22 protein-coding genes are annotated in these 25,803 nt (G+C 61.2%); 12 read left to right on the top strand and 10 right to left on the bottom strand.

The genetic code is table 11. From position 1 onward, the window contains the following. Nucleotides 1-45 precede the first annotated feature (45 nt). Entirely contained in the window at nt 46-477 is a 432-nt protein-coding gene (locus ACI5FR_RS09050) for a VOC family protein (RefSeq protein ID WP_405453315.1), read from the top strand. Nucleotides 478-538: 61 nt separating this feature from the next. Here ACI5FR_RS09050 and ACI5FR_RS09045 read toward each other — a convergent pair whose 3' ends face one another. Then, a complete protein-coding gene (locus ACI5FR_RS09045) occupies nt 539-1,450 on the bottom strand; it encodes an SDR family oxidoreductase (protein ID WP_405453312.1) in 912 nt (303 codons plus the stop codon). Between the two features lie 216 nt (nt 1,451-1,666). Between ACI5FR_RS09045 and ACI5FR_RS09040 the strand changes: the two genes are divergently transcribed. Then, complete coding sequence (locus ACI5FR_RS09040) at nt 1,667-1,822, top strand: hypothetical protein (protein ID WP_405453310.1); 156 nt, start codon at nt 1,667-1,669, stop codon at nt 1,820-1,822. 199 nt (nt 1,823-2,021) lie between these two features. Here the strand turns inward: ACI5FR_RS09040 and ACI5FR_RS09035 are convergent, their stop codons facing one another. The 3 genes from ACI5FR_RS09035 to ACI5FR_RS09025 form a co-directional block, all read right to left on the bottom strand. Continuing rightward, nucleotides 2,022-3,722 carry an ABC transporter ATP-binding protein gene (locus tag ACI5FR_RS09035; RefSeq protein ID WP_405453307.1) on the bottom strand — a complete coding sequence of 567 codons (1,701 nt, stop codon included), beginning with the start codon at nt 3,720-3,722 and terminating at the stop codon, nt 2,022-2,024. Next, nucleotides 3,667-5,517, bottom strand: a complete 1,851-nt coding sequence (locus ACI5FR_RS09030) for an ABC transporter ATP-binding protein (RefSeq protein ID WP_405453304.1) — start codon at nt 5,515-5,517, stop codon at nt 3,667-3,669. Before ACI5FR_RS09030 ends, ACI5FR_RS09035 begins: the two co-directional genes overlap by 56 nt. Nucleotides 5,518-5,842: 325 nt before the next feature. Further along, nucleotides 5,843-6,850 (bottom strand): YeiH family protein, encoded by a 1,008-nt coding sequence (locus ACI5FR_RS09025; protein WP_405453301.1) that lies wholly within the window; start codon nt 6,848-6,850, stop codon nt 5,843-5,845. Nucleotides 6,851-7,045: 195 nt separating this feature from the next. On the opposite strand from ACI5FR_RS09025, the gene ACI5FR_RS09020 reads away from it, so the two are divergent. Beyond that, entirely contained in the window at nt 7,046-7,291 is a 246-nt protein-coding gene (locus tag ACI5FR_RS09020; protein ID WP_405453299.1) for a hypothetical protein, read from the top strand. Nucleotides 7,292-7,526: 235 nt separating this feature from the next. On the opposite strand, the gene ACI5FR_RS09015 is transcribed toward ACI5FR_RS09020, so the two are convergent. Further along, the gene (locus ACI5FR_RS09015) at nt 7,527-8,456 is read right to left on the bottom strand and encodes an acetamidase/formamidase family protein (protein ID WP_405453296.1); all 930 of its coding nucleotides are present in this window, start codon (nt 8,454-8,456) and stop codon (nt 7,527-7,529) included. Then, entirely contained in the window at nt 8,453-8,779 is a 327-nt protein-coding gene (locus ACI5FR_RS09010; RefSeq protein ID WP_405453294.1) for a hypothetical protein, read from the bottom strand. Before ACI5FR_RS09010 ends, ACI5FR_RS09015 begins: the two co-directional genes overlap by 4 nt. 185 nt (nt 8,780-8,964) lie before the next feature. On the opposite strand from ACI5FR_RS09010, the gene ACI5FR_RS09005 reads away from it, so the two are divergent. Next, complete coding sequence (locus ACI5FR_RS09005) at nt 8,965-10,374, top strand: MBOAT family O-acyltransferase (protein ID WP_405453291.1); 1,410 nt, start codon at nt 8,965-8,967, stop codon at nt 10,372-10,374. Nucleotides 10,375-10,392: 18 nt separating this feature from the next. Next, on the top strand, nt 10,393-11,769 hold the full coding sequence (locus tag ACI5FR_RS09000) for a DHHW family protein (protein WP_405453288.1): 1,377 nt from the start codon (nt 10,393-10,395) through the stop codon (nt 11,767-11,769). Between the two features lie 76 nt (nt 11,770-11,845). On the opposite strand, the gene ACI5FR_RS08995 is transcribed toward ACI5FR_RS09000, so the two are convergent. Both ACI5FR_RS08995 and ACI5FR_RS08990 read right to left on the bottom strand, forming a co-directional pair. Next, complete coding sequence (locus ACI5FR_RS08995; RefSeq protein WP_405453285.1) at nt 11,846-13,393, bottom strand: glycoside hydrolase family 26 protein; 1,548 nt, start codon at nt 13,391-13,393, stop codon at nt 11,846-11,848. Nucleotides 13,394-13,462: 69 nt separating this feature from the next. Beyond that, complete coding sequence (locus ACI5FR_RS08990) at nt 13,463-14,062, bottom strand: TetR/AcrR family transcriptional regulator (protein ID WP_405453283.1); 600 nt, start codon at nt 14,060-14,062, stop codon at nt 13,463-13,465. Nucleotides 14,063-14,295: 233 nt separating this feature from the next. On the opposite strand from ACI5FR_RS08990, the gene ACI5FR_RS08985 reads away from it, so the two are divergent. Next, complete coding sequence (locus tag ACI5FR_RS08985; RefSeq protein ID WP_405453280.1) at nt 14,296-15,768, top strand: DHA2 family efflux MFS transporter permease subunit; 1,473 nt, start codon at nt 14,296-14,298, stop codon at nt 15,766-15,768. A gap of 70 nt (nt 15,769-15,838) precedes the next feature. On the opposite strand, the gene rpoN is transcribed toward ACI5FR_RS08985, so the two are convergent. Continuing rightward, nucleotides 15,839-17,197: an RNA polymerase factor sigma-54 gene (gene rpoN / locus ACI5FR_RS08980; protein WP_405453277.1), complete on the bottom strand. Its 1,359-nt coding sequence runs from the start codon at nt 17,195-17,197 to the stop codon at nt 15,839-15,841. A 69-nt stretch (nt 17,198-17,266) separates the two neighbouring features. On the opposite strand from rpoN, the gene ACI5FR_RS08975 reads away from it, so the two are divergent. The 6 genes from ACI5FR_RS08975 (at nt 17,267) to ACI5FR_RS08950 (ending at nt 24,601) form a co-directional block, all read left to right on the top strand. After that, the gene (locus tag ACI5FR_RS08975; protein WP_405453274.1) at nt 17,267-18,910 is read left to right on the top strand and encodes a PDZ domain-containing protein; all 1,644 of its coding nucleotides are present in this window, start codon (nt 17,267-17,269) and stop codon (nt 18,908-18,910) included. Between the two features lie 306 nt (nt 18,911-19,216). Next, nucleotides 19,217-20,206: an N-acetylglucosamine kinase gene (locus tag ACI5FR_RS08970; protein ID WP_405453271.1), complete on the top strand. Its 990-nt coding sequence runs from the start codon at nt 19,217-19,219 to the stop codon at nt 20,204-20,206. Nucleotides 20,207-20,353: 147 nt separating this feature from the next. After that, entirely contained in the window at nt 20,354-21,130 is a 777-nt protein-coding gene (locus ACI5FR_RS08965) for a putative protein N(5)-glutamine methyltransferase (protein ID WP_405453269.1), read from the top strand. Between the two features lie 275 nt (nt 21,131-21,405). After that, on the top strand, nt 21,406-22,206 hold the full coding sequence (locus ACI5FR_RS08960; RefSeq protein ID WP_405453266.1) for an SDR family oxidoreductase: 801 nt from the start codon (nt 21,406-21,408) through the stop codon (nt 22,204-22,206). Next, on the top strand, nt 22,200-23,153 hold the full coding sequence (locus ACI5FR_RS08955; RefSeq protein WP_405453264.1) for an aldo/keto reductase: 954 nt from the start codon (nt 22,200-22,202) through the stop codon (nt 23,151-23,153). Before ACI5FR_RS08960 ends, ACI5FR_RS08955 begins: the two co-directional genes overlap by 7 nt. Before the next feature lie 221 nt (nt 23,154-23,374). Then, on the top strand, nt 23,375-24,601 hold the full coding sequence (locus ACI5FR_RS08950; RefSeq protein ID WP_405453262.1) for an MFS transporter: 1,227 nt from the start codon (nt 23,375-23,377) through the stop codon (nt 24,599-24,601). Here the strand turns inward: ACI5FR_RS08950 and ACI5FR_RS08945 are convergent. Further along, a complete protein-coding gene (locus tag ACI5FR_RS08945) occupies nt 24,598-25,734 on the bottom strand; it encodes a metallophosphoesterase (protein WP_405453259.1) in 1,137 nt (378 codons plus the stop codon). The genes ACI5FR_RS08950 and ACI5FR_RS08945 overlap by 4 nt on opposite strands. Nucleotides 25,735-25,803 lie beyond the last annotated feature (69 nt).

The raw sequence follows: 25,803 nt of genomic DNA, 5'->3' as shown, positions 1-25,803 counted from the left end.
ATGTTGAAATGAGGTTGTCCAATTTATCAAAGGAGCTGTTAACTGATGTCAATCAGCTTGAGCCCGTATTTGAATCTTGACGGTACCACGAAAGAAGCGGTGCTTTTTTACGAGAAAGCGCTGGGCGGGAAAGTAATGAGCATCCATACGTTCGGAGATATGCCGGCGGACCCGAATTATCCGTTGCCGGACGACATGAAGAATCGCGTTATGCATGCGCACTTGAAAGTCGGCGACGCGGATATCATGTTCTCCGATACGTACCCAGGCATGAATTATCAGCCAGGCGATACGGTTACGATTGCCCTCTATCCTACAGAAGAGACAAGAGCGAGAGAAATTTTCGCCGCCTTGGAAGACGGCGGACAAGTCGTCGTGCCCCTTCAGAAGACGGATTGGAGCCCCTTGTATGGGAGAATAAAGGACAAGTTCGGTGTTACTTTCCAAGTGAATGTCCTAGGGGATCAGCCCCAGTAATCGCACACGGACAACAAACAAAGCCTCCTGTTCATCTAATGGACAGGAGGCTTTCTCAGGATCACCGATACCCGCTCGCATTCGCCGGTTTGCCGGCATCCTGCACTTCCACGATATACCGCCACGCATCGGGCTGGGAGCCGTCCAAATCATAACACCCGTACACTTGGGCGAGCTGCCCGCTGGACACCGATTGCCCGTTCCACCGGGCAAGCTCCGGATCTGCGGCCAGAGCGGCAATCCCGCGCCCGACATACCGAGGCGTCTCCGAGATGATGAAATGAGGCTCCTTAGCGGTGGCGTCCCGCCAATTGACTTCCGTAACCCCAAAGTGATCCAGCATCATTTCGGAACGTATCCAGCCGGGAGTCACGGCCACCGCGGTACAGCCGTAGGGCTTTAGTTCATGGGCTAAAGATTTAGCCATACGAAGAACAGACGTTTTGGCGAGATCGTAGAAAAGGGAGTGGCGGTAGTGCTTCTCGTTGTAGTCGGCGGTGCCGTCCGTCATCTCAATGACCAGTCCGTTAGGGCTCCGGGTCAGGAGAGGCAAAGCAAAATGGCTCGTAATAATATGAGTATCGATCCCAAGCCGAAGCAGGCGCAGCCCTCCGGGAAGGGAGTGCTCCCAGACGGGCACGTTCCACTGGGCCAACGTCTCGCCCCCCCACACATCGTTGATCAGAATGTCGAGCCGCCCTTGCTCCTGCTCGATCCGTACGATCAGAGCCTGCACTTGATCGGGATCGAGATGATCCACCTGCACCGCGATCCCCCGGCCTCCGACCTGGTCAACCAGTTCCGCGGTTTCTTCAATCGTTTCCGGCCGATCATACTCGGAACGCTGCGTACGCGTCGTGCGCCCGGTCACATAGACGGTTGCCCCGGCGGCCCCGAGCTCAATCGCGATCCCCCGGCCGGCTCCACGTGTGGCCCCGGCGACTAGAGCTACTTTTCCCTCTAAAGCTTTCATCCTCTATCGCTCCTTTCCTATTCCTCCCCTATGATAAGGCATCAATAAGACAAAGGTTGTCATATTTACACCGACTCAGCCCCAATTAGTTTCTCCCTAAAAAAACAAACCTCACTCCCTAAGTTCTCGCCTTGTTGATCACCCCCAGCACCCCAGCATAATAAGGGCATCTGATTCAATCAGGGGAGCATTGCGGCGGCATTTACGAAAAAACTGATGTCTATAGCATTGGCAGGCACACTAGCCGTAAGTCTGGCGGCATGTGGATCGAAGGACCCGGCCGGCACGACCGGCAACAGCACAAGCTCGAGTCCGGCGAGTACCGGAGGCGCGAAGCAGGACAAGATCACGATCACGTTCCAGAATATTTAGATGAAAAAATTTCAGGTATTCTTTGAAACGTCGGTTTTCACGCGCCAATAAAAGAAAAATTTTCAGCTATCTCTTAAAAACGGGCCGAAAATCGGCTCCTTTGTACATTTAGAGGAAAATTTTTCATCTATTCGGTTGGAGCAGGGTCATGATTACAATTTATAGGAAAAAGTTGCAGCTATTCATCGAACAAAGCTCCTTAGGCCGACGTTTCCCGCAAGGTGCCGTCCTCCATTGTGAGAAGCCGGTCCGACATCCGCGTGATCGCCGGCCGATGCGTGACGAACAGCAGCGTCGTGCCGGGCAGCCGCGTCGTCAGCCGATCGAGCAGCCGCCGTTCGGTGCGGAGGTCGAGCGCCGACGTCGCCTCGTCGAGCACGAGCACCTTCGGCTTGCGCAGCAGCGCCCGGGCGATGCTGATCCGCTGCCGCTCGCCGCCGGAGAGGACGAGCCCTTGTTCGCCCACCTGCGTCTGCAGCCCGTCGGTCAGCTGGGCGATCCACGCCTCGAGCTCGGCGGTCTCAATGGCGTCCCGGATCGCGTCCGGGTCGGTCTCGCCGGTGCTGTACACGATGTTGTCCAGCACCGTACCGCTCCGTAGCATCACCTCCTGGGTGATGCCGGCCACATGGCGGCGCAGCCAGCGCTCGTCGAGGAGCGGGAGCGGTACGCCGCCTAGGGCGAGTACGCCCGAGGTCGGCTCGCGGAGGCCGAGCACGAGCTCGGCGAGCGTCGACTTGCCCGAGCCGCGGGCGCCGACGAGCGAGACGACGGAGCCTTCCGGGATGCGGAAGGTGACGTTCCGCAGCACCGGGCGGCCGCCGTGGGAGAAGGCGAGGTCTATCGCCTCGAGGTCGTAGCGGCCGTCCGGCGGGACTAGCCCCGGCTTGAACGACGCCGGGAACGCCACTTCCGCCACGCGGTCCAGCGCAGGCGCCGCTTTCTTCGCGGCGAAGTACGTGTCTAGATAGGCGATGCCGAACGGACGCAGCCAGTTGTAGACGGCGGCGAAGGCGACAAGCGCGCCGATCGTCATGCGGCCGTCCGCGACGAGTCGGCCTCCGGCGTAGTATAGCACGGCCAGGAAGCAAGAGCCGAGGAAGGCGTTCGCGAACTCGGCCGACTGCATCGTGAGCGCACTGCGACGGTTCGTCCGGAGGTCGCGCTGGAGCGCGTCCGTCAGCTTCGCGAGCGCGTGCGTTTCGCATCCGGACGCCTTGAGGAATGGCGCGGCCGTCAGCGTCTCCCGCAGCGTCTCCGTCACGCGGGACGCTTGCCGCGCCGTCTCGGCGGCCCGCTGCTTGACATGCCGGCCTAGCCGCGACATGAGGACGGCGTGAGCCGCCCAGAGGGAAAGCAGCAGGGCCGCGAGCCCCGGATGCTGCAGGAAGAGGACGATCGAGCCGACCGTAATCGTGATCGTGAGCCACAGCATCCACCAGACCTTGTTGTCGACGAAGTCCATCAGCGTCTCCGTGTCGTCCAGCGTACGCGTGATCAGATCCCCTGGCCGCTGGCGCTCATGCCAAGCTAGCGGCCGGTGCTGGAAGCCGTGATACAGCTCGGCGCGGCCTTGACCGGACACCGTCGCCACGAAGCGCATCGCATAGGTCTCGATCACGATGACGACGCTCCCGACCACCGGGACGAGCACCGAGCAGAAGCAGACGATCAGGAGCAAGCCCCAGTCCTTCTGGGGGAGCACGTGCTCGAGAATGTACCGGGTCAGCAACGGCGGGGTCATGAACGACAAGCTGCCGAGGAGGATCAGGCTCCCCGTGAGAAAGACGTTGCGCCGATACGGATGCATCCGTATACGCAGATAAGCTAGAGCGGCTCGGACGTTAGAGCGTGGCGGTGACACCGGCGCTGGCGCGGGTGATGAGGCGGGTACGGGCATCGCGGGCTTCCTCCTCTAGATTTTCACTCGCCGTGCCGGACATCATACGACTCTCCGATTGCTCGCTGTGCCACAGCCGGGCGTAGAGGCCGGACGAATCCAGCAGCAGCTGTTCGTGCGTCCCGTGCTGCACGACGGTGCCGCTGTCGAGCACGAGAATGCGGTCGGCATGGGCAGCCGCCCGCAACCGGTGGGTGACGCTGATCCGCGTGATCCGCTCGCTCCGGGCATGCGCGTCGAGCGCCGCGTACACCCGTGCTTCGCTCGCCTCGTCCAGCGCCGAAGTCACCTCGTCCAGCAGCAGCAGGTCCGGCTGCTTCAGCATCGTGCGGGCCAGGCTGACGAGCTGGCGCTGGCCGCCGGACAAGACGGCGCCCTTGTCGCCGAGCGGTGTCGCGTAGCCCTCGGGGAGCGACACGACGATATCGTCGGCGCCGAGTGCGCCGATCCATCGCTCCACCGAGGCCGCATCGGCGTCCGGCTGGAGATAAGTCAGGTTGTGCCACAGGCTGTCGTGGAACAAGTAGCCTTCCTGTGTCATATAGCCGATACGCCGGCGGAGGTGAGCGGCGTCAATCCCGCTCAGCGTCGTCCCGCCGAGGCGAATCTCCCCGGACGTCGGTTCCTGCAGGCGGGCGAGCAGCTTCAGCAGCGTGCTCTTCCCGGCCCCGCTCGGCCCGACGATGGAGAGGTGCTCGCCCGGCGAGACCGTGAACGACACCCGATTCAGCAGCGGCCCGCGCTCGCCATGGACGCTCACGTCGCGGAACTCGATCGCGCCGCCGCGGAGCGACTCCGGCTGCAGGAGGCCGGGGCGAGCTCCGGGCTCGAGCGAGAGGGAGACGTAGTCGAGCAAGCCCTGCAAGCGGAGGCGGATGTCCGCCAGCGCGACGTATTGCATGAAGAACAGCCGAACCGGCGCGTTGATCGCGGGAATGAAGGCGATGACGGTCATGAGCTCCCCGATCGTAGCCTGTCCGTTCACGACTTGCCAGCCGACGAACAGGAAGGCGAGCGATGGGGCGAGCGCGTCGGGAAGCCGCGGGAAGCCTTTGAAGGCATCGGTCAGAATTTGCTCCTGAAAGGAGAGTCGAGCCCACATCTCCTGCTCCCGGGCGAACTGCTCGTATTCCTGGCGCGCCGTGCCAAAGAGGCGAATTTGCTTATGGGCTTCAAGCTTCTCGAGCAGGCTGTGGCGCAGTACGGCATTGTGCCGGATCAGCTGCCGGCGCGCCTCACCCCTTCTCCGGCCGAAGATGTGCACCGGAATGAACAGCAGGATGTACGTCAACACGATCAGGATCGCGACCGGCCAGTGGATGCGGCTGATGACGGCAATCGCCGTTCCGCCTAGCAGTGCAGCTTGTACAAGAGTAGGAATGGTGAGCAAGCCGAATTCCTGGATCATGCGCGTATCTTGGATGCAGCGCTGCAGCAGCTCGCCTCGGGGCGTCCGGGTGAAGAAGTCCGCGGTCGTGCGGAAGACGGCCGCCACGGTGTCCAGCGTCAATCGGGACGTCAGCTGCTGCATCGCGCGGATCGAAACATAGCTGCGCAGCGCGGTGAGCAGCTCGGCCGCGAGGAATGTGCCCGCCAGCCATAGGCCCAGCAGCAGCAGACGTTCACCGCTCCGGAGCAGCGATTCGTCGACCATGCGCCCGATGAGGAGGGGGGATGCGGCACTTGCGAGCGTAATGGCCAAGGTCAGGACCGACGTGAGCAGCAGGGCGGTTTTGTTGCCGGTGAGTTGTCGAACGAAAAAGACAAGCCAGTTCGGCGAGCGCGAAGGATTCAAGTGGACGACCTCCTGAAGAGAGAAGAAACGCCCTCATCGTATCAGCATGTCCGATTTAGGGTCAAACGGTAAAAACAAGTGTTCCCCTTTTTGGGCGTTAACCCGGTTACTCGCGTGTATCCGGGAAGTCGGCATTTTCAGAAAATGAATGCTCGTTCAAGCTCCTCCAATCGCGTTTTTTTGTGAGCCGGAGTGGAGTTCTCCTTCAGAAAACACAAAACCCGCACTAGGGCGGGCTTCTTCGGAATCCAAAAAAATATTCAATCGGCGGTTTCCGCAAAGTACCAGGCATACGCTTCGGAGGCGTCCTTTACTACGGGGATTGCTATACCTTTCCGGTTGCGAACTGAACGGCCAAGCACACGAGAATGACGCTGATCCATACGATCCCGCCGAGCAAAACGGGCTTCGCTCCCGTCTTCACCAACTGTCGGAAGTCCACGGCCAAGCCGATGGAGAACAGCGCCATGTCGATCATGTACTTGCCCGCGAAGGTGGTGTAGGGCACCAAGGCGTCGGGAATGACGCCAACCGTGTGTAGCAAACTCGCGGCGAGAAAATACAATATAAACCAAGGAATGATTCGGATCAGGCTTGCCCCGCTGCCGGTTCCGGCCGTGCCTTCCTTCCGGCGCTTCATGCTGACCAGGACGGCCAGGAAGATGCAGATCGGGATGATGAAGGTCGAACGCGTCAGCTTCACGATGGTGGCATACTGGCCGGCCGCTTCGCTGTACGTATATCCTGCGGCTACGACCGAGGACGTGTCGTTGATGGCGGATCCGGCCCATAGTCCGAAGCCCAGGTCGGATAAGCCCATGACATGGCCGAGCGGAGGGAAGAAGAGCGCCGCGACAATGTTGTACAGGAAGATGGTCGAGATCGACAAGGCGATCTGCATTTCTTTGGCTTCGATGATCGGAGCGACCGCCGCGATCGCCGAACCCCCGCAGATGGCGGTTCCCGCGCCTACCAGCGTCTGCATGTGCCCTTCCATCTTCAACAGCTTCCCGACCAGGAAGGCGACGATGAAAGCGGTTGCGAGCGTGCACAGCGTAACGGTCAGCGAGGCGGTACCGGTCTCCCACACCTGCCTTAGGTTCAGCCCGCAGCCCATCGCGATGATCGACCATTGCAAAATTTTCTTGGACGTGAACGTAATGCCCGCCTTGCAAGCTGCAGGCTTGCGGAGCGTATGGTTCCAAATGATCCCGATGGCCATGGAGAATATAGGAGCGCCGATAAAAGGAATCAGCAGGCCGAGCAAATAACCGGGAAGCGCCATAGCGGCAGTAAACAGCAGGCCGGGCGCGAGTTGTTTCAATCGGTTCATGGCGCATCTCCTAGATGTAGATGAGGGATTCTTCACATCTTATTGTAGGGTAGGCCTCGGACATCCGGCAAATGAAAAAACTTAATCAAAAACATAAGCGGAGCTAATGAATGAGCTCTTGCGCAGGGTGGAAAAATCATGTATAGTGAGGGTAAGTTAATTCTTACTAAAGTAGTAGGAAATGTGGGGATTAAAATGAGCGACGACGTTCGAAACGGGCGCTGCCCGAAATGCGGATCCCAACTGAATAGCGATTTGAACGGAAAATCCGGCGTGTGTGCGGCGTGCAGCACGAATCTGACCTCCTCGGCGGCAGCCTTGAAGGATACGCTGGTGTATTGGGAAGACTCGAGCAAAGCGGGGAGCCATGTGCTGCGGCATGTTATCGTGCTCGGGGCGATCGGGTTGGTCGCGCTCGTTGCTTATTTTATGGGCGGTTAATCGCTTGTATGCTTCCCTTTCCTGCATATGAATATAGAAGCAGCCGATCTCCGGTTTGGGAGAAGGGCTGCTTTTTTTGTTTGGATGATTGAGATGCTCCGGAAACCGCCAGTCCGAGTGCTCTAAAGCAACTTTCATACGACCGAAACGAACCAATCGACCTAAAGGAACGGAATCCAACCCAATCCGCAAAAAGGGGCCGAGCAGCACTTCCGCTGCCCGGCCCTTGGCCGCTTTAGGCCCGCCCAGCCCCTAGCTGCGCCAGCACCGCCTTCGGCACCTTGCACACCATGCTGTAGGCCGGGTTGTACACGTTCGCGACTTCGTACTCGACCACCTGGCCGAGCAGCAGGCTGGCCTCCTGCACGGACAGCCCGTAGTCCTGCCGCAGCCAATCGAGCATCTCCGTCGTCGCGTGCTGCAGCGCCTGGTCGAGCGGCCGCGCGTTGCCGACGCACAGCAAGTGCGTCGCGGTCTCCGCTCGCGGCCAGCCGATCGTTCGCGCCTTGTGCACGCGAACCGTGAAGCGTACGTCCATCGAGATTTCGATGCCCGTGCCCGCAATCTCCCCGTCGCCCTGCAGCGCATGGCCGTCGCCGAGATGGAACAGCGCGCCTTCGGCGAAGACGGGGAAGCTCACCTTTACCCCGGCCGTGAAGCCGCGATAATCCATGTTGCCGCCATAGGGGCCCGAGGTGGCGGTGGAGATCGCCTGCCCCTGGGCTGGAGCGACCCCGAAGCAGCCGAGGAACGGCCGCAGCGGGAGCCGGAGCCTGCTCAGGGCGGAGTCGGCCGGCAGGTCCTTGAGCTCAGTCCAGCCTTCGGCGGCGTTGACGCGCCAATGCACGATCTCCCCCTTGGGCAGCGTCTGGGCCTGCTCCGGGTTGACTACATTCGGGGCCAGTACGTTGCTGACCCAACCCCAGTCCCGGCTCGGCACGATCGATTCGAACTCGACCTCGAGCGTGTCGCCCGGAGAGGCACCTTCGACGTAGAACGGCCCGGTCATCGGGTTGCCGCGAGTCGCCGCGCTCTCCCCCCGTGCATCCCAGCCTCGCGCGTCGACGGTGTACGTCTCGATCGTGTCGCCGTCCCGAACGACGCACTGCGGCTCATGCGAGCCGAGCGTATTGTAATAGCGTGCAGGTTGAAACACCGTAGTCATAGGGAGCGCCTCCTCATTATCAGCCGATTTTCACAAAACAGGGGCAACCCGATTAATACCGCGATAACAACAGTCATACCCAGGGTTACCTTTTTCGGTAATTTTTTATCATTCTCGCCTTGATACCAACCCGTGTGCATGAACACATTTCGATAAAGAATCAAAATGATCATGGTGTTTGCCAGAAATAAAGCGGCAATGCTCGAAAAGGCAAGATTGCCTCCGTAAACATGGTTCTCCAGGAGCCACAAAAGCCAACCACCGAGCACATAAATGACCAGGACACGGACGATCTCCAGCAAAATTCTAGCAATCCGGATCAATGGAGAAGACACCTCTTTACTCGTATAGGGGCCTGCAATGCTTCTCCATTCACTATAGCACGAACGCCTTTGGAGTGTCAGTCGAATCGTACGCGCGTCTCCCTTGGCGCACAGAGGAGTTTGTCGATGCATGTAGAATACTACTGAATCCGACTTCATCGTCCATTCCGAAAAGGAGCGTCCGCGTGGTATTTTCCAGCCTCATCTTCCTCTACCTGTACTTGCCGATCCTACTGATCGTTTATTTCGTCGCGAAGAGCATCACCTACCGCAACTGGGTGCTGATCCTGTTCTCGCTCGCCTTCTACGCCTGGGGGGAGCCGGTCATGATCGGGCTGCTGATCATCTGCGCGCTCGTCGGGTATCAATTCGCTCTTCTGATCGAGAAGTACAGGCATACGCAGCTGGCCAAGCCGCTATTATTCACGTCCGTCACGATCAATATCGTCATTCTGTGCTACTTCAAATACACAGGCTTTCTGCTCGACAACCTCAGCAGCTGGCTGCACGTCTCGATCCCGTACCACGAGGTCGCGCTGCCGATCGGCATCTCGTTCTTCACCTTCGAGATCATCTGCTACACGGCCGATGTGTACAAGGGCGCGCTGAAGGCGCCGAAGTCGCCTATGCAGATGCTGCTCTACGTCTCGTTCTTCCCGCACCTGATCGCGGGGCCGATCATCCGGTTCGTCGATATCGAGGAGCAGATCCGGCGCCGCATGTTCTCGCTGTCCCTCTTTTCCGAAGGGATCAACCGCTTCATCATCGGCCTGGGCAAAAAAGTGATTCTCGCCAACAACATCGGCGAAGTCGCGTCCAATGTGCTGGACGGGGGAGCGGCCGGAACGAGTGTGCTGGGTGCGTGGTTCGGCATTGCGCTGTTCGCGCTGCAGATTTACTTCGACTTCTCGGGATATTCGGATATGGCGATCGGGCTGGGGAAAATGTTCGGGTTCACGCTGCGGGAAAACTTCAACTACCCGTACATTTCCCGGTCGGCGTCCGACTTTTGGCGTAGGTGGAACATCTCGCTCGGCGGGTTTTTCCGCGATTACGTCTACATCCCGCTCGGCGGCAACAAGCGCATGTACTTGCGCAACTTGTTCGTCGTCTGGTTCCTGACCGGCTTCTGGCACGGGGCGAGCTGGAATTTCATCGTCTGGGGGCTCTACTTCGGCCTCCTCATCTACCTGGAGCGGATTGCGCTGGACCGCGTGTTCCGAGTACTGCCGGCGGCCGTGTCCCACCTGTATTTGCTCGTGGCGATGCTGGTTGGCTGGGTATGGTTCTATTTCACCGACTTGGCTGAAGGGGTCCGGTTCCTCGGGCTCATGTTCGGGCTGTCGGGGGCGGCCTGGACCACGATGGAGCTCGGAATCGTCTTCCGGAGCCAGAAGGTCATCTTCGCCGTCGCCATCATGGCGTCTACGCCACTAGCCGGCTGGCTCATCACCGCGGCCCTGCGCAGGCTAAGGCTGAATCCGCTGGCGATCCGCGAGGTCGCCGTACCGGTGCTGAACCTCGTCATTCTGGCGGCGGCCACGGCGCTGCTCGTCGGGAGCACCTACAATCCGTTCCTGTATTTCCGATTCTAATCCGATAAGGTGTTGGCGATGAAAAAAGTGAACCTGCTGCTGTTCCTGATGCCCGTATTCGCGCTGTTCGCGCTCAATCTGCTGCTCCCCAAAGGGGAGGAAGTTTCGAAGCTGGAGAAGCGGACGCTCCGGGCGTTCCCAAGCTTCTCGCTGTCGAGTTTGTGGAGCGGGCAATATTTCAAGGAGTTCGACAATTATTTCGCCGATCACTTCGTGTTCCGCGACCGGCTCGTGCAGGCGGGCAGCGAGATCAAGGATTGGCGCGGCCTGACAGGGGAAGACCGGGTGTCGATCGTGGTGCAGAAGGGCGGGAACAACATGTTCCAGGATCTCGCCAAGAGCGCGCCGCCGGATAAAGCCGCCTCGGTGCAGCAGGATGCAGGTGCTGCTTCTAAGGGAACTGGAACAGGCGCAGAAGCGCAGTCCGCGGCCCCGGCGACGAGCCCGGGTACGGGTGCGGGAGCGGGAGCTGCAGCGGCTTCGGCTGCGGCGGCCGAAGCCGCCAAGGACGTGCAGAACACCGATTCCGAACGGTATCTGGTGCTGAAGGACCGGGCGATGGCGCTGTTCAGCTATGTGCCTGAATATGGACAAGCGTATGCGGAGGCGCTTCGGGATTTTCAGAAGGCGATCGATCCGAAGATCCGGGTATACAACTTGCTCGCCCCGACCGCGATCGAGTTCGTGAAGGAGGCGAAGTACAAGACGCTCTCCGACTCCCAGAAGGACGCGATAGGCCAGATCTACAAGGCGCTGGGCCCGAACATCACGCCGATCGACGCGCATTCGGCGCTTAGCAAGCATACGGACGAATACATCTACTTCCGGACCGACCACCACTGGACCGCTCTGGGGGCTTACTACGCCTATACGGCGTTTATGGACCGAATCGGGGAAAAGCCGGTGCCGCTCAGCCAGTACGAGACGGAAGAGTGGGACGGTTACCTGGGCAGCGCCTATTCGGCGACACTCGACGTAAATCTCAAGAAGAACCCGGACACGGTCGCGTTCTACAAACCGTTCGTGCCATACGACTATGCCCTGCACTGGGTCGATGAGGTGGGCTTGAAGCGCAATGTCGTCGATCGGAGCTATGCAGAGGAGGGAGGCGGCGGGTATGCCGTGTTCCTCGAGGGCGATTCGCCGTGGGGTGCGATCGAGACCGACAATAAGAACGGCAAAAAGCTGCTCGTGATCAAAGATTCGTACGCGAATCCGTTCGTACCGTTCCTGCTGCCGCACTTCCAGACCGTCTACTTCATAGATCCGCGGCACTTCACGTCGCACATCTTCGACTTCGTGAAGGAGAAGGACGTCACGGACGTCCTGTTCCTGAACAATCTGGCCGTGACGGCCTACAACGGATACACAGAGCTCTTGCTGTCCAAGGAGTAGAGCTCTTTTGAGACGATAAAGCCTGCAGCAAGCGGTGCGGACCGCGGACTGCAGGCTTTTTGGGCGTTAAGTTCGATCAAGGCTTCGCACTGCCCGAGCCGATGGCGGTCGGCTCCAGCTTTTCATTGAACGTTACCAGGTACCAGGGCTCGCTGGCAGCGGCGGCGTCCACCTGAATGTTCATTTCCCACGGGGCTTCGTAGCTGACCCCGATCCGCTGCTTGCCCTGATAGAGGGCTACGACGAAAGGGGGCTCGCCTGCCGCATGATCCAGTTTCGGGTAGGCGATCACCGAGGACTTACCCGCGGGAAGAGACGGACCCGTCAATTGCGTATACCGGTACGGGACCGGATTAAGGCCCGGCTCGACCTTGCTCAGGAACCAATTCGACTGGACCATCCGCTGATACAGGCCGTCCATATACGGATTCTCCCCGATATCGTACACGAACTCGCCGTTCGTTCGCTGCGCCTGGGCCCGGCTGAAGTTGAAGTACGTGATGCCCTTCACCTGCGGGAAGAGGCGGGGCAAGAGCCCGTACATGTATTGGAACTGGCCTTCGGCCCATGTCCAGTACGACTTGTTCGTCTTAAGCGACGTATGGGCGACCGCGCCTTCGGAGATCATGATCGGCTTGTGGCTGTACTTGGCGTAGAGCGGGGCGAACGTGTCGATCAGCGTACCCTGGAAATGCTCCTCGCCGTTCAAGATCGGACTGGTGTACAGGGAGAAGCCGACCCAATCGACATAAGCGTCCCCCGGGTAATAAGCATCGATCGTTTCCGGCGGCCAAAAGTTAGGCGACCACACCATCGCCACGTTGGGCGCTTCCTCGGCCATGATGTCATGGATGAGCCGAAACTTCTCGATGTACTTGGTCGGCGTATCGTGCCACGGCACCCAGGCGCCGTTCATCTCGGAGGCGTAGCGGAGGAAGATGGGCATCCCGGATGCCTTAGCTTCCCGGGCGAAACGGCGGACATACTCGTCGTCCAACACATCGTCGAGCCCATAGCGCGGCTCCCAGCCGATCTGGAGCGCGCCGCCCAGCGCCTGAACCCGCTCGGCCGTCCGCTGAGGGAAGTACGTATTCGTATCGGTCTGCACCTTGCGCCACCCCACGTAGGCGAGATACAGCGCGTGTCTGCGGCCATAGACGGGCTCGATCTTGTTCACGTCGTAGCCGACCCGGCGGTCTGCGCCGAGCATGCCGAGGTAGACGCCGGACACCGGCTCGTGTTTGGCCGGCGCAGCCAAGGCCGCGCTTGCCGCCGGGCTCGCGGAGCGTACGTACAGCTGGACGGAGGCGGACGGATTGAGGGCGGGGGTGCCTGAGGCGCTTAGCGGCAGTGTCGAGGGAACACCGGCGGCGTGCGCGGCGATCCGCGCCCGGTAGACCGCGGCTACGTCCGCTTGCCCCGCCTGCTCGGCCTTCAGCGCTTGGTCGTTCCAGAAGGACGTAATCTCCTCCTGGAGGGGGACGGTCACCATTTTGGCGGATTCCGGTGCGGAATCGACCACTAAGGAATGGTCCTCGCGGAGAGAGTAGAGGACGAACAGCAGAGCGGCCATCCCTACGAGTCCGATCGAGGTTCCCAAGGCCCATATTTTCATCATACGCATAGCACTTATCTCTCCCTGTTTCATCTTGTCGAACGGGATCGGCTCAGTCTCCGTAGGGAGGGCGGTCGTCTAGCGGGAGAGCGATTTCAAGAACAGCTGGCGGAAGTTGAGCCGGATCTGCTCCGAGGTATAGCCCTGCTGGCGCAGGAGGACGAACAGACTCGGGTCCCAGGCGGACATCAGGACGTGTGCGGTGAAGTCCGGATTCAGATCCGTCCGACCTTCCCGATCCGCATAGGCGCGGATCAGCCGCTGCAGCGTATCGTGCATGTACTGGTAGAAGGGGGAGTGGAAATAATAACTTTTCGACATGTCGCAGTTCTTGTTGACCTGAATGGCGGTAAGCCATTCCGACTTGTCGTCAATGAATTGCATCCAATGATCGAGCACCGTGCCCAATTGCTCCTCGACAGGAAGAGACTCCGCCTCGCGAAGCGCCTGGGCGAGCTGCTCCCGGAAGCAGGTGCAGCTGTCCTGCATGAGGTCGGCGCAGAGATCGGTTTTGTTCGCATAGCGCCTATATAGCGTGCCTTGGCCGATGCCGGCGGACTTGGCGATCTGGTGCATACTGACCTCTTCGAGGCCGTGTTCCCTGAATAAGGCCTGTGCGGTCTTCAGGATGAGGGCACGATGCTCGGCCGCATCCTTGCGTTCCTTCCGGATTGACACCTCATTCACCTCACAAAAAAATGCAAAATCTCAGCTTGCCCACATATTGACAAACGGACAATTGTCCGGTATGATCCGGAATAGAAACGGACAATTGTCCGGTAAAGGCCGAAACAAGCGTTGTACGCCGCATTCCAATGACTTTATTGTACTCCTAATTCCGAGAGGCGGTCAATGGAACGAGGATGGCGGAACGCGCTTCGCACGGCTATATGGATAGGAGTGATTTTTGCATGTCTACTCACGCTGCACCAGGTACGACCGCTGAAGAGCCGTTTTCCATCCGCAGCATTCTCGCCCCGCTCGTCGCCATTATCGTCGGGTTGTTCATGGTCATCTTGGACGGGACCGCGGTCAATGTGGCGCTGCCCGGACTCGTTCAGCAATTCGAGAGCTCGCTCTCCGTCGTCCAGTGGACGGTTACCGGGTATGCGCTCGCTCAGGCGGCTGTCATCCCGCTCGCCGGTTGGTTGTCCGACCGGTTCGGAGCGAAGCGGATCTTCCTGATCTCGGTCGGGATGTTCACGATCGGCTCGCTCTTGTGCGCCCTCGCGACCGATGTCAGCCAGCTGATCGCGTACCGCATCCTGCAAGGCTTGGGCGGCGGCATGGTGATGCCGATCGCGATGGCGTTCACGTACCGGCTGAGCCCGCCGAGCAAGGTCGGAGCCGTTATGGGCATGATGGGGATCCCGATTCTGCTGGCTCCGGCGCTGGGCCCGGTGTTGGCCGGCTGGCTCGTCGATTATGCGACTTGGAAGTGGATCTTCCTGATTAACATCCCGATTGGCATTATCGGCATTCTCGTAGGGGTGAAGACGCTGCCGAGCATCGAGCGGCAATCCGTCGCCTCGCTTGACCTGCTCGGCATGCTGCTCGCACCGATCGCGTTCGCCGCGTTGTCCTACGGCGTGAGCGAAGGCGGCACGAGCTGGACCTCGGTGAAGACGATCGCCGGAATCGCGATCGGCGCCGTCGCCTTGATCCTCTTCACCATAGTCGAGCTGCGCCGCTCGAACCCGCTCTTGGAGCTGCGGGTGTTCCGCTCCCGCGATTTCACCCGGGGGATCATCGTGCAATGGATCGCGCAGATCGCGCTGTTCGGCACGCTGTTCATGATTCCGCTGTTCCTGCAGCAGGCCAAAGGCTATACCGCCTTCGACACCGGCCTGATCATGCTGCCGCAAGCGATCTCGGCTGCCGTGTTCATGCCGATCGGCGGCAAGCTGTACGACCGGCTAGGTGCGCGCCCGCTCGTCGTCATCGGCATGCTGATCGTCACGAGCGCCGCGTACATCATGTCCGGCGTGGAGGCCGAGGACGGCGTCATTATGATGATGATCCCGCTGGCTCTGCTAGGGGCGGGCATGGGCATCTCCATGATGCCCCTGAACACGCACCTCATCCAGTCGGCGCCGCCGAGTCTGGTGAGCCGCGTCACCTCGCTGACGAACGCCGCCCAGCAGGTGATGACCTCGTTCGCGGTCGCGGGCTTGGCGACGATCGTGACGAGCCGGATGAAGACGTACTCGGCCGATACGACCCATTCGCTCATCGAGTCGTGGGCGTTCTCGTTCGGTGACACGTTCCTCGTGTTGACGTGCGTAGCGATCCTCGGCGCGCTCATCGCACTGCTGCTGCGCAAGCCGAAGCAAGCGGCGGCGAGCAGCGAGAAGCCGGGCGAGATGCCTATGATGATCGGGTAACGCTATATTGTTGAGAGACCTCTGGGAGCCCTTCTTATTGTGTGGAGGGTAACCTAGAGGTTTTTTGAGTTTAAGAGCGGCATCTGCGCAAGGGAGAGGCCGGGAGCCGAAGCGATTCCCGATATTTGGTCACCGTTCGCCTCGAGACCGCGATGCCGTCTTGGGCAAGTCGCTCCGCCAGCTCCCGGTCGGAGTAGGGCTTGCGCTTGTCCTCGGCGGCGATCCAGCGGCGGATGTGCTCCATCGCTTGCCGGGCGGACCACTGGGCAGACTCGGCGTCTGCGGCAGCGGGAAGCGACGGGGCGAAGAACTGCTTGAGCGCGAACAGCCCGGCCGGGGTACGCACTTGCTTGTGCCGAATCGCCCGGCTCACCGTGGAAGGGTGCAGCCCGATCTTGGCGGCCACGTCCCTCAACTGCAGCGGCTTCAAGGCGATCGGGCCGTGCTGGACGAAATCGAGCTGAGCATCTGCCAGGGCGGCGATGACACGGAGCAGGGTGGCCCGCCGCTGCTCCAGTCCGGCCAGGAGGGCGCGAGCCGCCCGGCTGCGGTCGGCGATGTAGGCCGCGAAGTCTTCTTCATGCGGGGCATGTTTCCTTTGCGCTCCTTCAAAAGAGACGTTAAGGGCGAGCTGCGGGAGGTGGCGGTCGTGCAGCGTAATCTCGAGGCCGGCTCCGGTCAGCCGGATGGTGGCATCCGGCTCGACATATGCGGTCCGGTCGAGCGGCTGGTGGGCGAGACCGGGACGCGGATTCAGGCGATCGCGAATATAGCGGACGATCGCTTCGGCATGGGCGGGCTCGATGTGGAGCCGCTGAGCGAGGTGGGTCAGATCGCGCCGGGCGATCAGCTCGAGCCCGATCTTCACGGCTTCAGCCGTCCCCCTCGGGGCGTCGGAGGCCGAGTCCCGGTCGAGCTGCAGGAGCAGGCATTCCTTCACCGTGCGTGCGCCGACCCCGGCCGGCTCCAGTGTTTGAAGCACATGCAGCGCCTCCTGGACGACGGACTCCGGCTGACGGACCGCCGCTTGAATGAACTCGATCGGGAGGGGCAAGTAGCCGTTCGGGTCCAAGCTGCCGGCGATATAACTCGCGGTGCGCTTCACGGCCGGCGAGCAATCGGTCAGCCGAAGCTGCTCCAGCAGCGACTGCTCGAGAGCCGAGTCATCGCTAGGGATGGAGCCGGACGTGAACTCTATGGGGCGGGAAGAGGCTGACCCCGGGCTGTGTGTGCCTGCCGATGGCGGCGATCGAAGCTCGAGGGCTGGGTTGTCCCAGGCCGTATCGAGGATATAGCCGGCCAGTTCGCTTGCGGACATGCGAAGCAGCTCGAGCGACTGCTTGACCGCCGGCGTTAGCGTGAGTTTCATCTGTTGCTGCTGTTCAAGCCGTTGCTGCAAGCTAGGGGTACGCGCATTGTGCGGAGGCATGTTCCGAACCGTTCCCTTCCGTACGTTGTTGCTTTTCATTATAGCGTATTAAGCGCAAGGGATAGACATTTGATCAAAAGCTTAGCAGTTCGCTACAATGGAGCTATTAAGGAAACGTTTGTGGACTCGGATGGAAAAGAGGCGGCGGCAATGGAACGCGGGCAGAAATGGTATGTAGTCGGAATGGCTTGGGCAGTCATCATCATCTTGCTGGGGGAATTGATTTGGCTCCCCGATCCGCTGCGCTTCGGCGCCGGGAAGTCGCTGTTCTGGATTGACGCGATCGACGCCGTCGCGTACGCCATCCTGCTCGTGCCGCTCGCGTGGCTTGCCGGCGCCGTGCGCAGCCTGGCGGCCGGGCTGCGCCGCCATGGCGGGCGCGGGCGTGCACCGGCGGTGGCGGATGGCAGTGCCGGTACCGCCGCCGGTGCGGCTGTGGCAGGCCCTGCTGGCGCCGCATCCGGCACGGGTGGCGCCGCGAGCACGAGTGGCGCCGCCGGTGCCGGTAGCCCCGCTGCCGGCGGCGCTCGCCCGCCGGCCCGGGGCCGCTCCCGGCTCGCAGCGGTCGCGGCCGCACTGCCGCCAGCGGCGGTCGCCGTCGCTTCCGCCGCCTCGATCGGCGCGCTCCTCATGGAGCCGCGCCGGCTGGTGGCCGCCGCGGCCTTGCTCGGCGCGGCCGCTTTGTTCGCCGCGCTCGATCTCGCGCTGGCGGAGCGACGGCGGCGAGGCCGCGCCATCCCATGGCGCAGCCTCGCCGGCACGGCGGTCAGCGCGCTGATGCTGCTCGCGCTGCTCTTGCCGACGGGGTACATGGTGACGTACCCCGGCATCACGATCAACATGAGCCGCTATGCCACGGCTCAAGGCGGAACTGCGCACAGCCCGATGATCGGCGTGCTCGTCTTCGAGCGGCCGGCGTTTCCGGCGGACTGGCTGTTCGCCAAGCTGTTCCCGCACTACGCCTTCGAGCCGAGGGAGAACCTCGGCATGTCGCTTGGCGCCTACGACACGCTCGTGCGGGACATGAAGGCCGAGGCGGACGCGCTGGGCAGCGCCATCGCCTTCCAGCGGGCCGGGCTCGGCCGGGGAGCGGTGCCGCACGGCGTGAAGGTGTCGGCGGTGCTGCAGGGCGGAACGGCGGAGGGCAAGCTGCGGCCCGGCGACGTAATCCAGCAGGCGAACGGTCGCGCGCTTACGACCTCGGCCGAGCTGACCGCTTTCATGCGCGGGGTGCGCCCAGGCGACGAAGTGACGCTGACGCTGAAGCGGGGGAGCGAGACCGTCTCGCAGCGAGTCGGCACGCGGCCCCATCCGGACAACCCGAACCAGGCCGCGTTCGGCATCCAGATCGAGGACGAGCTGGAGTATGACTTGCCGCGCCAGGTCGAATTCCATGATTACTTGGCGCATGAGGGCGGGCCCTCCCATGGCGCGATGCTGACTCTGGCGCTGCTCGATCAGCTGACCCCGGGCGGAATCACGAATGGCAACCTCGTGGCTGGGACCGGCACGATCAACCCGGACGGCTCCATCGGCCGCATCGGCGGCATCGAGCAGAAGGCGTACACCGTGGAGCGTTCGGGAGCGGACGTGTTCTTCGTCCCGGACGGGCAGGAGGAGGAGGCTAGGCGAGGCTCGAACCGGCTTCAGATCGTGCCGGTGAGGACGGTGCAGGACGTGCTCGACTGGCTGAAGGCGCACCCGAAGCGTTGAATAATGGGGAGGTGCGGTGTCTCCCTTCGTGGGAAGGGAGAGTGTAGTTAACCATAAACTATTAAGCTAACTCACCTTTACAAAATTCCCGCAATCCCGTCCATTTTGCTTCCGTAGTAAGCCTATCCTTACAATTAGCGCCAGTCCACCTTACTATTAGCGCAAGTTAGCCTAACTATCGAGCGAATTTCTCGGAAAAGGGGCCAAAAGAGTTAACTTGCCCCTCTTATTAGTAAACTTTGCTTTACAAGGCGGTGCTTTACTGGGAGAGTTAGAACGGCCATCATACATAACGGGGGGATGAACATGAGCCTGCAGAACCAAGAAGTCGTGATAGGCATAGACGGAGGAGGCACTCATACGAGGGTCATGGTCGCGGACCGGACGGGGAAGGTGCTGGCGTACGTAGAAGAAGGATCCTCGTCCATCCATAAGGATAAGAACGCCAAGCACAATGTACAGCTGGCAATCGCCAAGGCGATCCAAGCCGCCGAACGGAACCCGCAGGACGTCCGTGCTCTAACGGCCGGTCTGGCCGGGTACGATTCCGAAGCCGACCTGGAGTGGGTCGTCCCGTTAACGGCACTGGAAGGCTTGGATTGCCCTAGGCAGCATGTGGGCGATGCCATTGTGGCACACAGCGGTGCGCTCTTGTCCGAACCCGGCATCATCGTCATTGCGGGGACGGGATCGATTATCCAAGCGATTCCGGAGTCCGGCGATTCGATCCGGAATTACGATCTGCATCATTATGCTCGAAGCGCGGCCCGCTTCCTCGCGTATGACGCTACTTACGAGCTGCTGGCCGGAAACACGGATGCGAGCGACCTCCAATTGACGAAGAACATTCTGGCCTTCTGGGAGCGTAGCTCCGTTCAAGAGCTGGCACTACTCGCTCGGGAGGGCTTCGTGGTGGATCACCAAGAACGCAACCGCAAGTTCGGGCAGCTCGCCCCGATCGTTACAACCGCCGCTATGGAGGGCAGCCGGGCGGCCCGGCTCGTATGCGACCATGCCGCACATCAGATCGTGGTAGGGGTAGAGATGCTAGCCTCTTATTTTGATCGTCCGGAGGTGAGCGTCGCCTTGATCGGCAGCGTGGCCGGCAGCGAGTATATGAAGCGAACGCTCGGCTCCCGGTTGGAGCAAGGGCGCAACAGAAGCTTCCGCCTCGTCCGGCCAGCCTTCGCTCCTGTAGCGGGAGCGGTCATGCTTGCGCTCAAACAGCTCGACATCCCGCTCCTGCCGGACACTTTGGACAACCTCAGGCAGCATCCGCAGGCACGGCATAGTTAAGGGTATGAATTATTAATACGAAGAATTTCTTATAGCGAAGTTGTACCTGTCCGGCGAACAAAGACCGGGATAGAATAGTGGATATCATCATAATTGAGACAGAGCGATGAAAGCGGATCGTTCGAAAGCGAGAGGTTTATGGACATAATGATGCAGGATGCTGCAACCATCGTCGACAGGCTGCGGGCGGCGGGTTGCGTGTTCGCCGAAGAGGAGGCCCGCTTACTCGTAACCGCGGCTCAGACGCCGGCCGATCTGGCCGCCATGGTGGACCGGCGCATCGCCGGGCAGCCCCTCGAGCACGTCGTCGGTTGGGCTGAATTTTGCGGTTTGCGGATCGTGATGGATCCGGGGGTGTTCGTCCCCCGACCGCGCACGGAGTTCCTTGTGACACAGGCGGCCGCCCTTGCCCGGTCGGGAGCCGTCGTGGTCGACCTGTGCTGCGGCTCCGGCGCACTGGGAGCCGCACTGGCCGCGGCCGTGGGACCGATCGAGCTGCATGCCGCGGACATCGACCCTGCCTCGGTGAGCTGCGCGCGCCGCAACGTCGCGCCGGCCGGCGGCCGCGCATACGAAGGCGACCTATGGGAGCCGCTGCCCTCCACGCTGCGGGGCCGAGTCGACATTTTAATGGCGAACGTCCCGTACGTCCCGACCGAGGCGATCCGATTGCTCCCGCCGGAAGCCCGCGTTCATGAGGCGCGGGCAGCGATCGACGGGGGCGCGGACGGGCTGGACATCCTGCGGCGGGTGGCGGCCGGCGCGCCGCACTGGTTGGCGCCGGGCGGTCACCTACTGATTGAGACCAGCGAAATGCAGTCGCCGCAAACCGTCGAGATTTTCGCTCGCCACGGGCTAATCCCGCGTGTAGCCAGCTCCGAGGCATGGGACGCTACCGTCGTCATCGGAACTCAACCCGCCTAATAGCTTCAATCGGGGAGGCAGGCCTATCCGAACAGCCCTCCCCGACACAGCACTCCCCGAATTACCACTTCCCGACAGAGCGCTGCCCGACACACCCACCTCGCCATACCACTCCACGCCCCACACAACCTTGACTCGCCACTCCTGACTCACCACTCCCCGATCCCCCAATACCCTGAAGCCCTCCCCGAACAAAAAATCATTGACACTTCTGCAACCCGTTCCTTACAATCTATAATATGGTATGACCATCATATACTTATGGAGGTTGAACAATGAACGTCCTGGAGATGTTCCAATTGGCGGGAAAAATGGCGGTCGTGACCGGGGGGTCGGGCTTGTATGGCGCGCATATCTCCGAGGCGCTGTGCGAAGCGGGTGCCACCGTGCTGATCGCCTCACGGAACTTGGAGCGGTGCGAGGAGGAGGCGGGCATACTGCGGTCGAAGGGCCATCGGGCGCACGGCATGAAGCTCGATCTGGCCGACGAGTCCAGCATCGCGGCGTTCGTCGAGGAGGCCGAGGCTGCGTACGGAGGCATCGATATCCTGGTGAACAATTCGGTCTCGCGCACCGGACTGAACGACATCGAGAAGACTTCGGCTGAGGGCTGGCTAGCAGCCCAGCAGGTGAACGGGCTCGGCCTGATGCTGATGTCAAAGGCGGTAGTGGGACGTATGCGGGAACGGGGAGGCGGCAACATCATCAATATCGCTTCCATCCAAGGGATTCTCGGGCCGCATTTTCCCGTATACGGGGACACCGGCATGACGAGTGGCATCGAGTATACGTATGCGAAGTGGGGGATGGTCGGGATGACCAAGTGGCTCGCCAATTATTATGGCAAACACAACATTCGCGTCAATTGCATCAGCCCGGGCGGATACAATCCGGTGGGGACGTCCAAGGAGATTCAAGCCGACGAATTCCTGCGCAACTACATCGAGCGGACACCGCTGGGGAGAATGGCGGACGATACGGACATCAAAGGCGCCATCGTCTATCTGGCGTCGGATGCATCCAAGTATGTGACGGGCCACAACCTCGTGCTGGACGGGGGGTGGAGCAGTTGGTAACCGCAAAGATCCCGTACAGCGAATTCCGTGGCATGAAGCTGTCCAAGCTGATGCTCGGCACGGCGCAGCTCGGCATGTCCGGCTATGGCGTCGCGAACCGCGAGACGCACGTCGACGACCGAGCGCTGCTGGACCGGTGCCGCCTCCACGGCGTCAATTGCTACGACACGGCGCTGGAATACGGCGACGCGGAGCTGAAGCTGGGCCGGTACTTCGAAGAGCTGGGCGAGCGTCCGTTCCTCGTATCCAAGCTGAAAACGTCGCTGGACCTCACTAACGAGGCGGCTCTCGAAGCGGAAGTTCGGCAAAAGGTCGAGACGATCCTGGACCGTCTCCGGCTCAACCGGCTGCCGGCGCTCATGATTCACGAGCCGCAGGTGCTGTCCGTGTATGGCGACCGATTGACGGGGATTGTCGAACGGCTCCGCCGGGAGGGACTGATCGAGCGTGCGGGACTGTCTCTGGGCGCTAGGCCCGATGTGCAATATGCGGAGTGCAGGACATGGCTCGCCCACGATATCTACGAGCTGATCCAGCTGCCGATGAACGTCTGGGACCGCCGCGTCATCGCCTGCGGGGCGCTGCGGCAGTTCCGCGAGCAGGAGAAGCTCATCGTCGTGCGAAGCGTGTTCCTGCAAGGCCTGTTCTTCCACGACGGAGAGTCACTGCCCGCCGTTCTGCGCGAGACGGCTCCACAGGCGCTGGCGCGGCTGCGGGCGTTCGCGGAGGAGGAGGAGGGGCTGTCCGTCGCCCAGCTCGCGCTGTCCTACATCCGCGATCTGGAAGGCGTCCACACCCTCGTCATCGGCGCGGAAACGCCCGATCAGATCGACGACAATGTGCGGCTCCTGCAAGGCCCGGCATTGTCGGAGCGGACGCGCGATCGCGTAGAGCGGGCATTCCGGGATATGCCTGAGGCGCTGATTACCCCTTTGCTGTGGAAATAGTTGTGAGATCGCTGCGGATCTAGTTGTCGCTACGGACGCTTCCTCCGGTTTATCGGCCGGCAGGTGGCGTCTTTGTCTGTGCGATGTGGCGCATCCGAGCGATAATCCGGCCGTACGGTCCGCAGGTCCGGCCGTTTGCGGTCTCACCGGCGAATTTGGAGGTTGTATACGGGTGGTATAATGGACACGTGGCAATCGCACGGCAACCGGCAGGAGGATTTATGGAAATCTCTTGGAAACGAAATTTGTACGTCTTATGGATCGGCATTTTCTTTTGCAGCATGGCCTATTCGATCTCGGTCCCGTTCATGGCTCTGTTCCTGAACCGAGACTTGGGGGTCGAGCATCACCTGGAGCTGTGGTCAGGCGTCGCGTTCGGCATCTCGTTCCTCGCCGCGGCGCTCATCTCCCCGTACTGGGGCTCGCTCGCGGACAAATACGGGCGCAAGCCGATGATCCTCCGCTCGGGGTTCAGCCTCGCGTTCATCTATGCGCTGACGTACTTCGTGACAAACGCATACGAGCTGATCGGACTGCGGGTGCTTCAAGGCCTGCTGGCCGGCTTCGTACCGTCCTCGATCGCTCTCGTGGCGACGAACACGCCGGAGAAGCAAGTCGGCTACGCGCTGAGCGTCATCTCCACGGCGGGGGCGGCGGGCAGCATCGTCGGTCCGCTCGTCGGCGGGGTGTCGAGCCGCTATCTCGGGTACCGGGAGTCGTACTTACTCTCCGCGCTCGTCGTCCTGATCGCGGCGCTCGTCGCCTGGATCGGCGCGCGCGAACGGAACTTCAACCGTAAGGCCGAGCGCGCCGGGGTGTTCGAGGACTTGAAGGTCGCCCGCTCGAACCGCAAGTTCACGCGGCTCGTGACCCTGACAATGATCATAGCCAGCTCGATCATGGTGCTCGAGCCGCTGCTCACGATCTATGTGCTGAAGCTGGGTGTCTCCCATGATACCGCCTCGCTCAGCGCCGGCCTCATCTTCTCGGCGGTCGGCATCTCGACCGTCATCGCCGCCCCGGTATGGGGGAAGATCGGCGGCAGGATCGGGTACCACAATACGCTGCTGATCGGCCTTCTGGGGGGCGGGATCGGCAATATTCTGCAGGTGTTCTTCCACAACCTGGTTGGCTTCGGCGTGCTGCGGTTCGTGTACGGCTTGTTCTTCGCCGCGGTGTTCCCTTCGATCAACGCCTTGATCGTGAAGACGACGCCGGCAGACTTCCGCGGCCGCGCGTTCAGTCTGAACCAGTCGGCCAACCAGATCGGCACGATGGCCGGGCCGCTCGCCGGAGGCGCGCTCGGCGGCTGGATCTCGATCCCGGCCGTCTTCGTGATAAACGGCCTCGCGCTGATCGCCACGGCCATCGGCTTCGTGCCCCGCTCGAAGCGGGACGCCCACGCGGCGCCCGGGGCGGCGGAGAAACAAGAAACGCCCTACAGCTAGGGCGTTTCGAACCGAATGACGAGCCGGACGATCTCCGACCGGCTCCCGAGTCGGATGGGCGGCCCCCACGTTCCGTATCCGGAGGATACGATGGCGTGGAGGCTGCCCTTCTGCTTGTACCCCCAGTCGAGCTCGAACAACCGGCGGGTGACGAGGAAGTTAGGCGCCATCTGCCCGCGGTGCGTATGGCCGGACAGCAATACGTCGACCCCGCTCTCCAAGGCTTGGTCATAGCCGTACGGCTGATGGTCCATCATTAGAATCGGCAGCGACTTGTCCGTCCCTTCGAGCAGCGCCTCGTGCGGGAGCCGGCCCTCGGAGGTCGAATGCTCCGCCGTCTTGTCCTTGCGCCCCGCTACATAGAACCGGTCGGCGACCCGGACGACGCGGTCCATCAGCACTTCGATGCCGATCTCTTTCATCCGGCGCACATAGTCCTGAATATGCCCGCCGAAGTATTCGTGGTTGCCTAACACGGCGAACACGCCGAAGCGAGCCTGCAGACGCTTCATCGAATCGGCCATCCGCTGGCGAATGAACGGCTCGAGCGAGTCGTCCAGCACATCGCCGGGCAGCAGGACGAGATCGGGCTGCAGCGCATTGACGTGCCTCACGAGAACGTCGAGGTAGCGACGGCGGACCGTTGCACCGAGATGCAGGTCCGACGCGGCCACGACCTGCAGCTCTTTCAGGTCACCCGCTTCCTTCGCCACCGTGAACGAGTAGGTCCGGACGATGGGGGACCAGGCGTTCCAGACGCCCCGCGCGAGAATGATGAACAGCGCGAGACCGAAGACGGCGCTCAGCACCGGCATATAGTCGGCATAGGCGACTGAAGTGAAAACCATCACGAGCCAGGCCAGATCGGCGATCGGCAACAGCAGGAAGGCATAGAACGCCACCGCCATCCAGCAGGAACCGACGATTCTCAGTCCGGTCGCGACCGCCGCGGGCATCCATCTCTCCACGAGCCGCGACAAAATATACGAGAGGGACAACGCCCAATAGACGGTCCAGTACAGGCCGGTATGCTCCATCGGAACGACGCTTTTCACAAAGAACAGGGCATTCCACCCGATTAGGAAGAAAAGCAGAATAATAATGGAAAGAATGAAGGTAATGCGTTTTATCATGGAGGCGCTCCTCAGGTATAGTGAAATGATGCTAGTATTGTCCCATATTTCAGTTCGCTTGTAAAAAAG

This window comes from Paenibacillus sp. HJGM_3 (genome assembly GCF_045062745.1).
In the GTDB taxonomy this organism is placed as follows: domain Bacteria; phylum Bacillota; class Bacilli; order Paenibacillales; family NBRC-103111; genus Paenibacillus_AA.
The sequence above is the reverse complement of the archived record's forward strand: the minus strand, read 5'-3'. Positions and strand labels throughout refer to the sequence as shown.

Coding starts and splice junctions, on each gene's coding strand:
- rpoN (WP_405453277.1), bottom strand. CDS start 17,197: ATGCCTCCGCACAATGCGCGTACCCCTAGCTTGCAGCAACGGCTTGAA.
- ACI5FR_RS08985 (WP_405453280.1), top strand. CDS start 14,296: ATGTCTACTCACGCTGCACCAGGTACGACCGCTGAAGAGCCGTTTTCC.
- ACI5FR_RS08970 (WP_405453271.1), top strand. CDS start 19,217: ATGAGCCTGCAGAACCAAGAAGTCGTGATAGGCATAGACGGAGGAGGC.
- ACI5FR_RS08950 (WP_405453262.1), top strand. CDS start 23,375: ATGGAAATCTCTTGGAAACGAAATTTGTACGTCTTATGGATCGGCATT.
- ACI5FR_RS09025 (WP_405453301.1), bottom strand. CDS start 6,850: ATGAACCGATTGAAACAACTCGCGCCCGGCCTGCTGTTTACTGCCGCT.
- ACI5FR_RS09045 (WP_405453312.1), bottom strand. CDS start 1,450: ATGAAAGCTTTAGAGGGAAAAGTAGCTCTAGTCGCCGGGGCCACACGT.
- ACI5FR_RS09050 (WP_405453315.1), top strand. CDS start 46: ATGTCAATCAGCTTGAGCCCGTATTTGAATCTTGACGGTACCACGAAA.
- ACI5FR_RS08945 (WP_405453259.1), bottom strand. CDS start 25,734: ATGATAAAACGCATTACCTTCATTCTTTCCATTATTATTCTGCTTTTC.
- ACI5FR_RS09035 (WP_405453307.1), bottom strand. CDS start 3,722: ATGCCCGTACCCGCCTCATCACCCGCGCCAGCGCCGGTGTCACCGCCA.
- ACI5FR_RS09000 (WP_405453288.1), top strand. CDS start 10,393: ATGAAAAAAGTGAACCTGCTGCTGTTCCTGATGCCCGTATTCGCGCTG.
- ACI5FR_RS09040 (WP_405453310.1), top strand. CDS start 1,667: ATGTCTATAGCATTGGCAGGCACACTAGCCGTAAGTCTGGCGGCATGT.
- ACI5FR_RS08960 (WP_405453266.1), top strand. CDS start 21,406: ATGAACGTCCTGGAGATGTTCCAATTGGCGGGAAAAATGGCGGTCGTG.
- ACI5FR_RS09015 (WP_405453296.1), bottom strand. CDS start 8,456: ATGACTACGGTGTTTCAACCTGCACGCTATTACAATACGCTCGGCTCG.
- ACI5FR_RS08995 (WP_405453285.1), bottom strand. CDS start 13,393: ATGCGTATGATGAAAATATGGGCCTTGGGAACCTCGATCGGACTCGTA.
- ACI5FR_RS09020 (WP_405453299.1), top strand. CDS start 7,046: ATGAGCGACGACGTTCGAAACGGGCGCTGCCCGAAATGCGGATCCCAA.
- ACI5FR_RS08965 (WP_405453269.1), top strand. CDS start 20,354: ATGATGCAGGATGCTGCAACCATCGTCGACAGGCTGCGGGCGGCGGGT.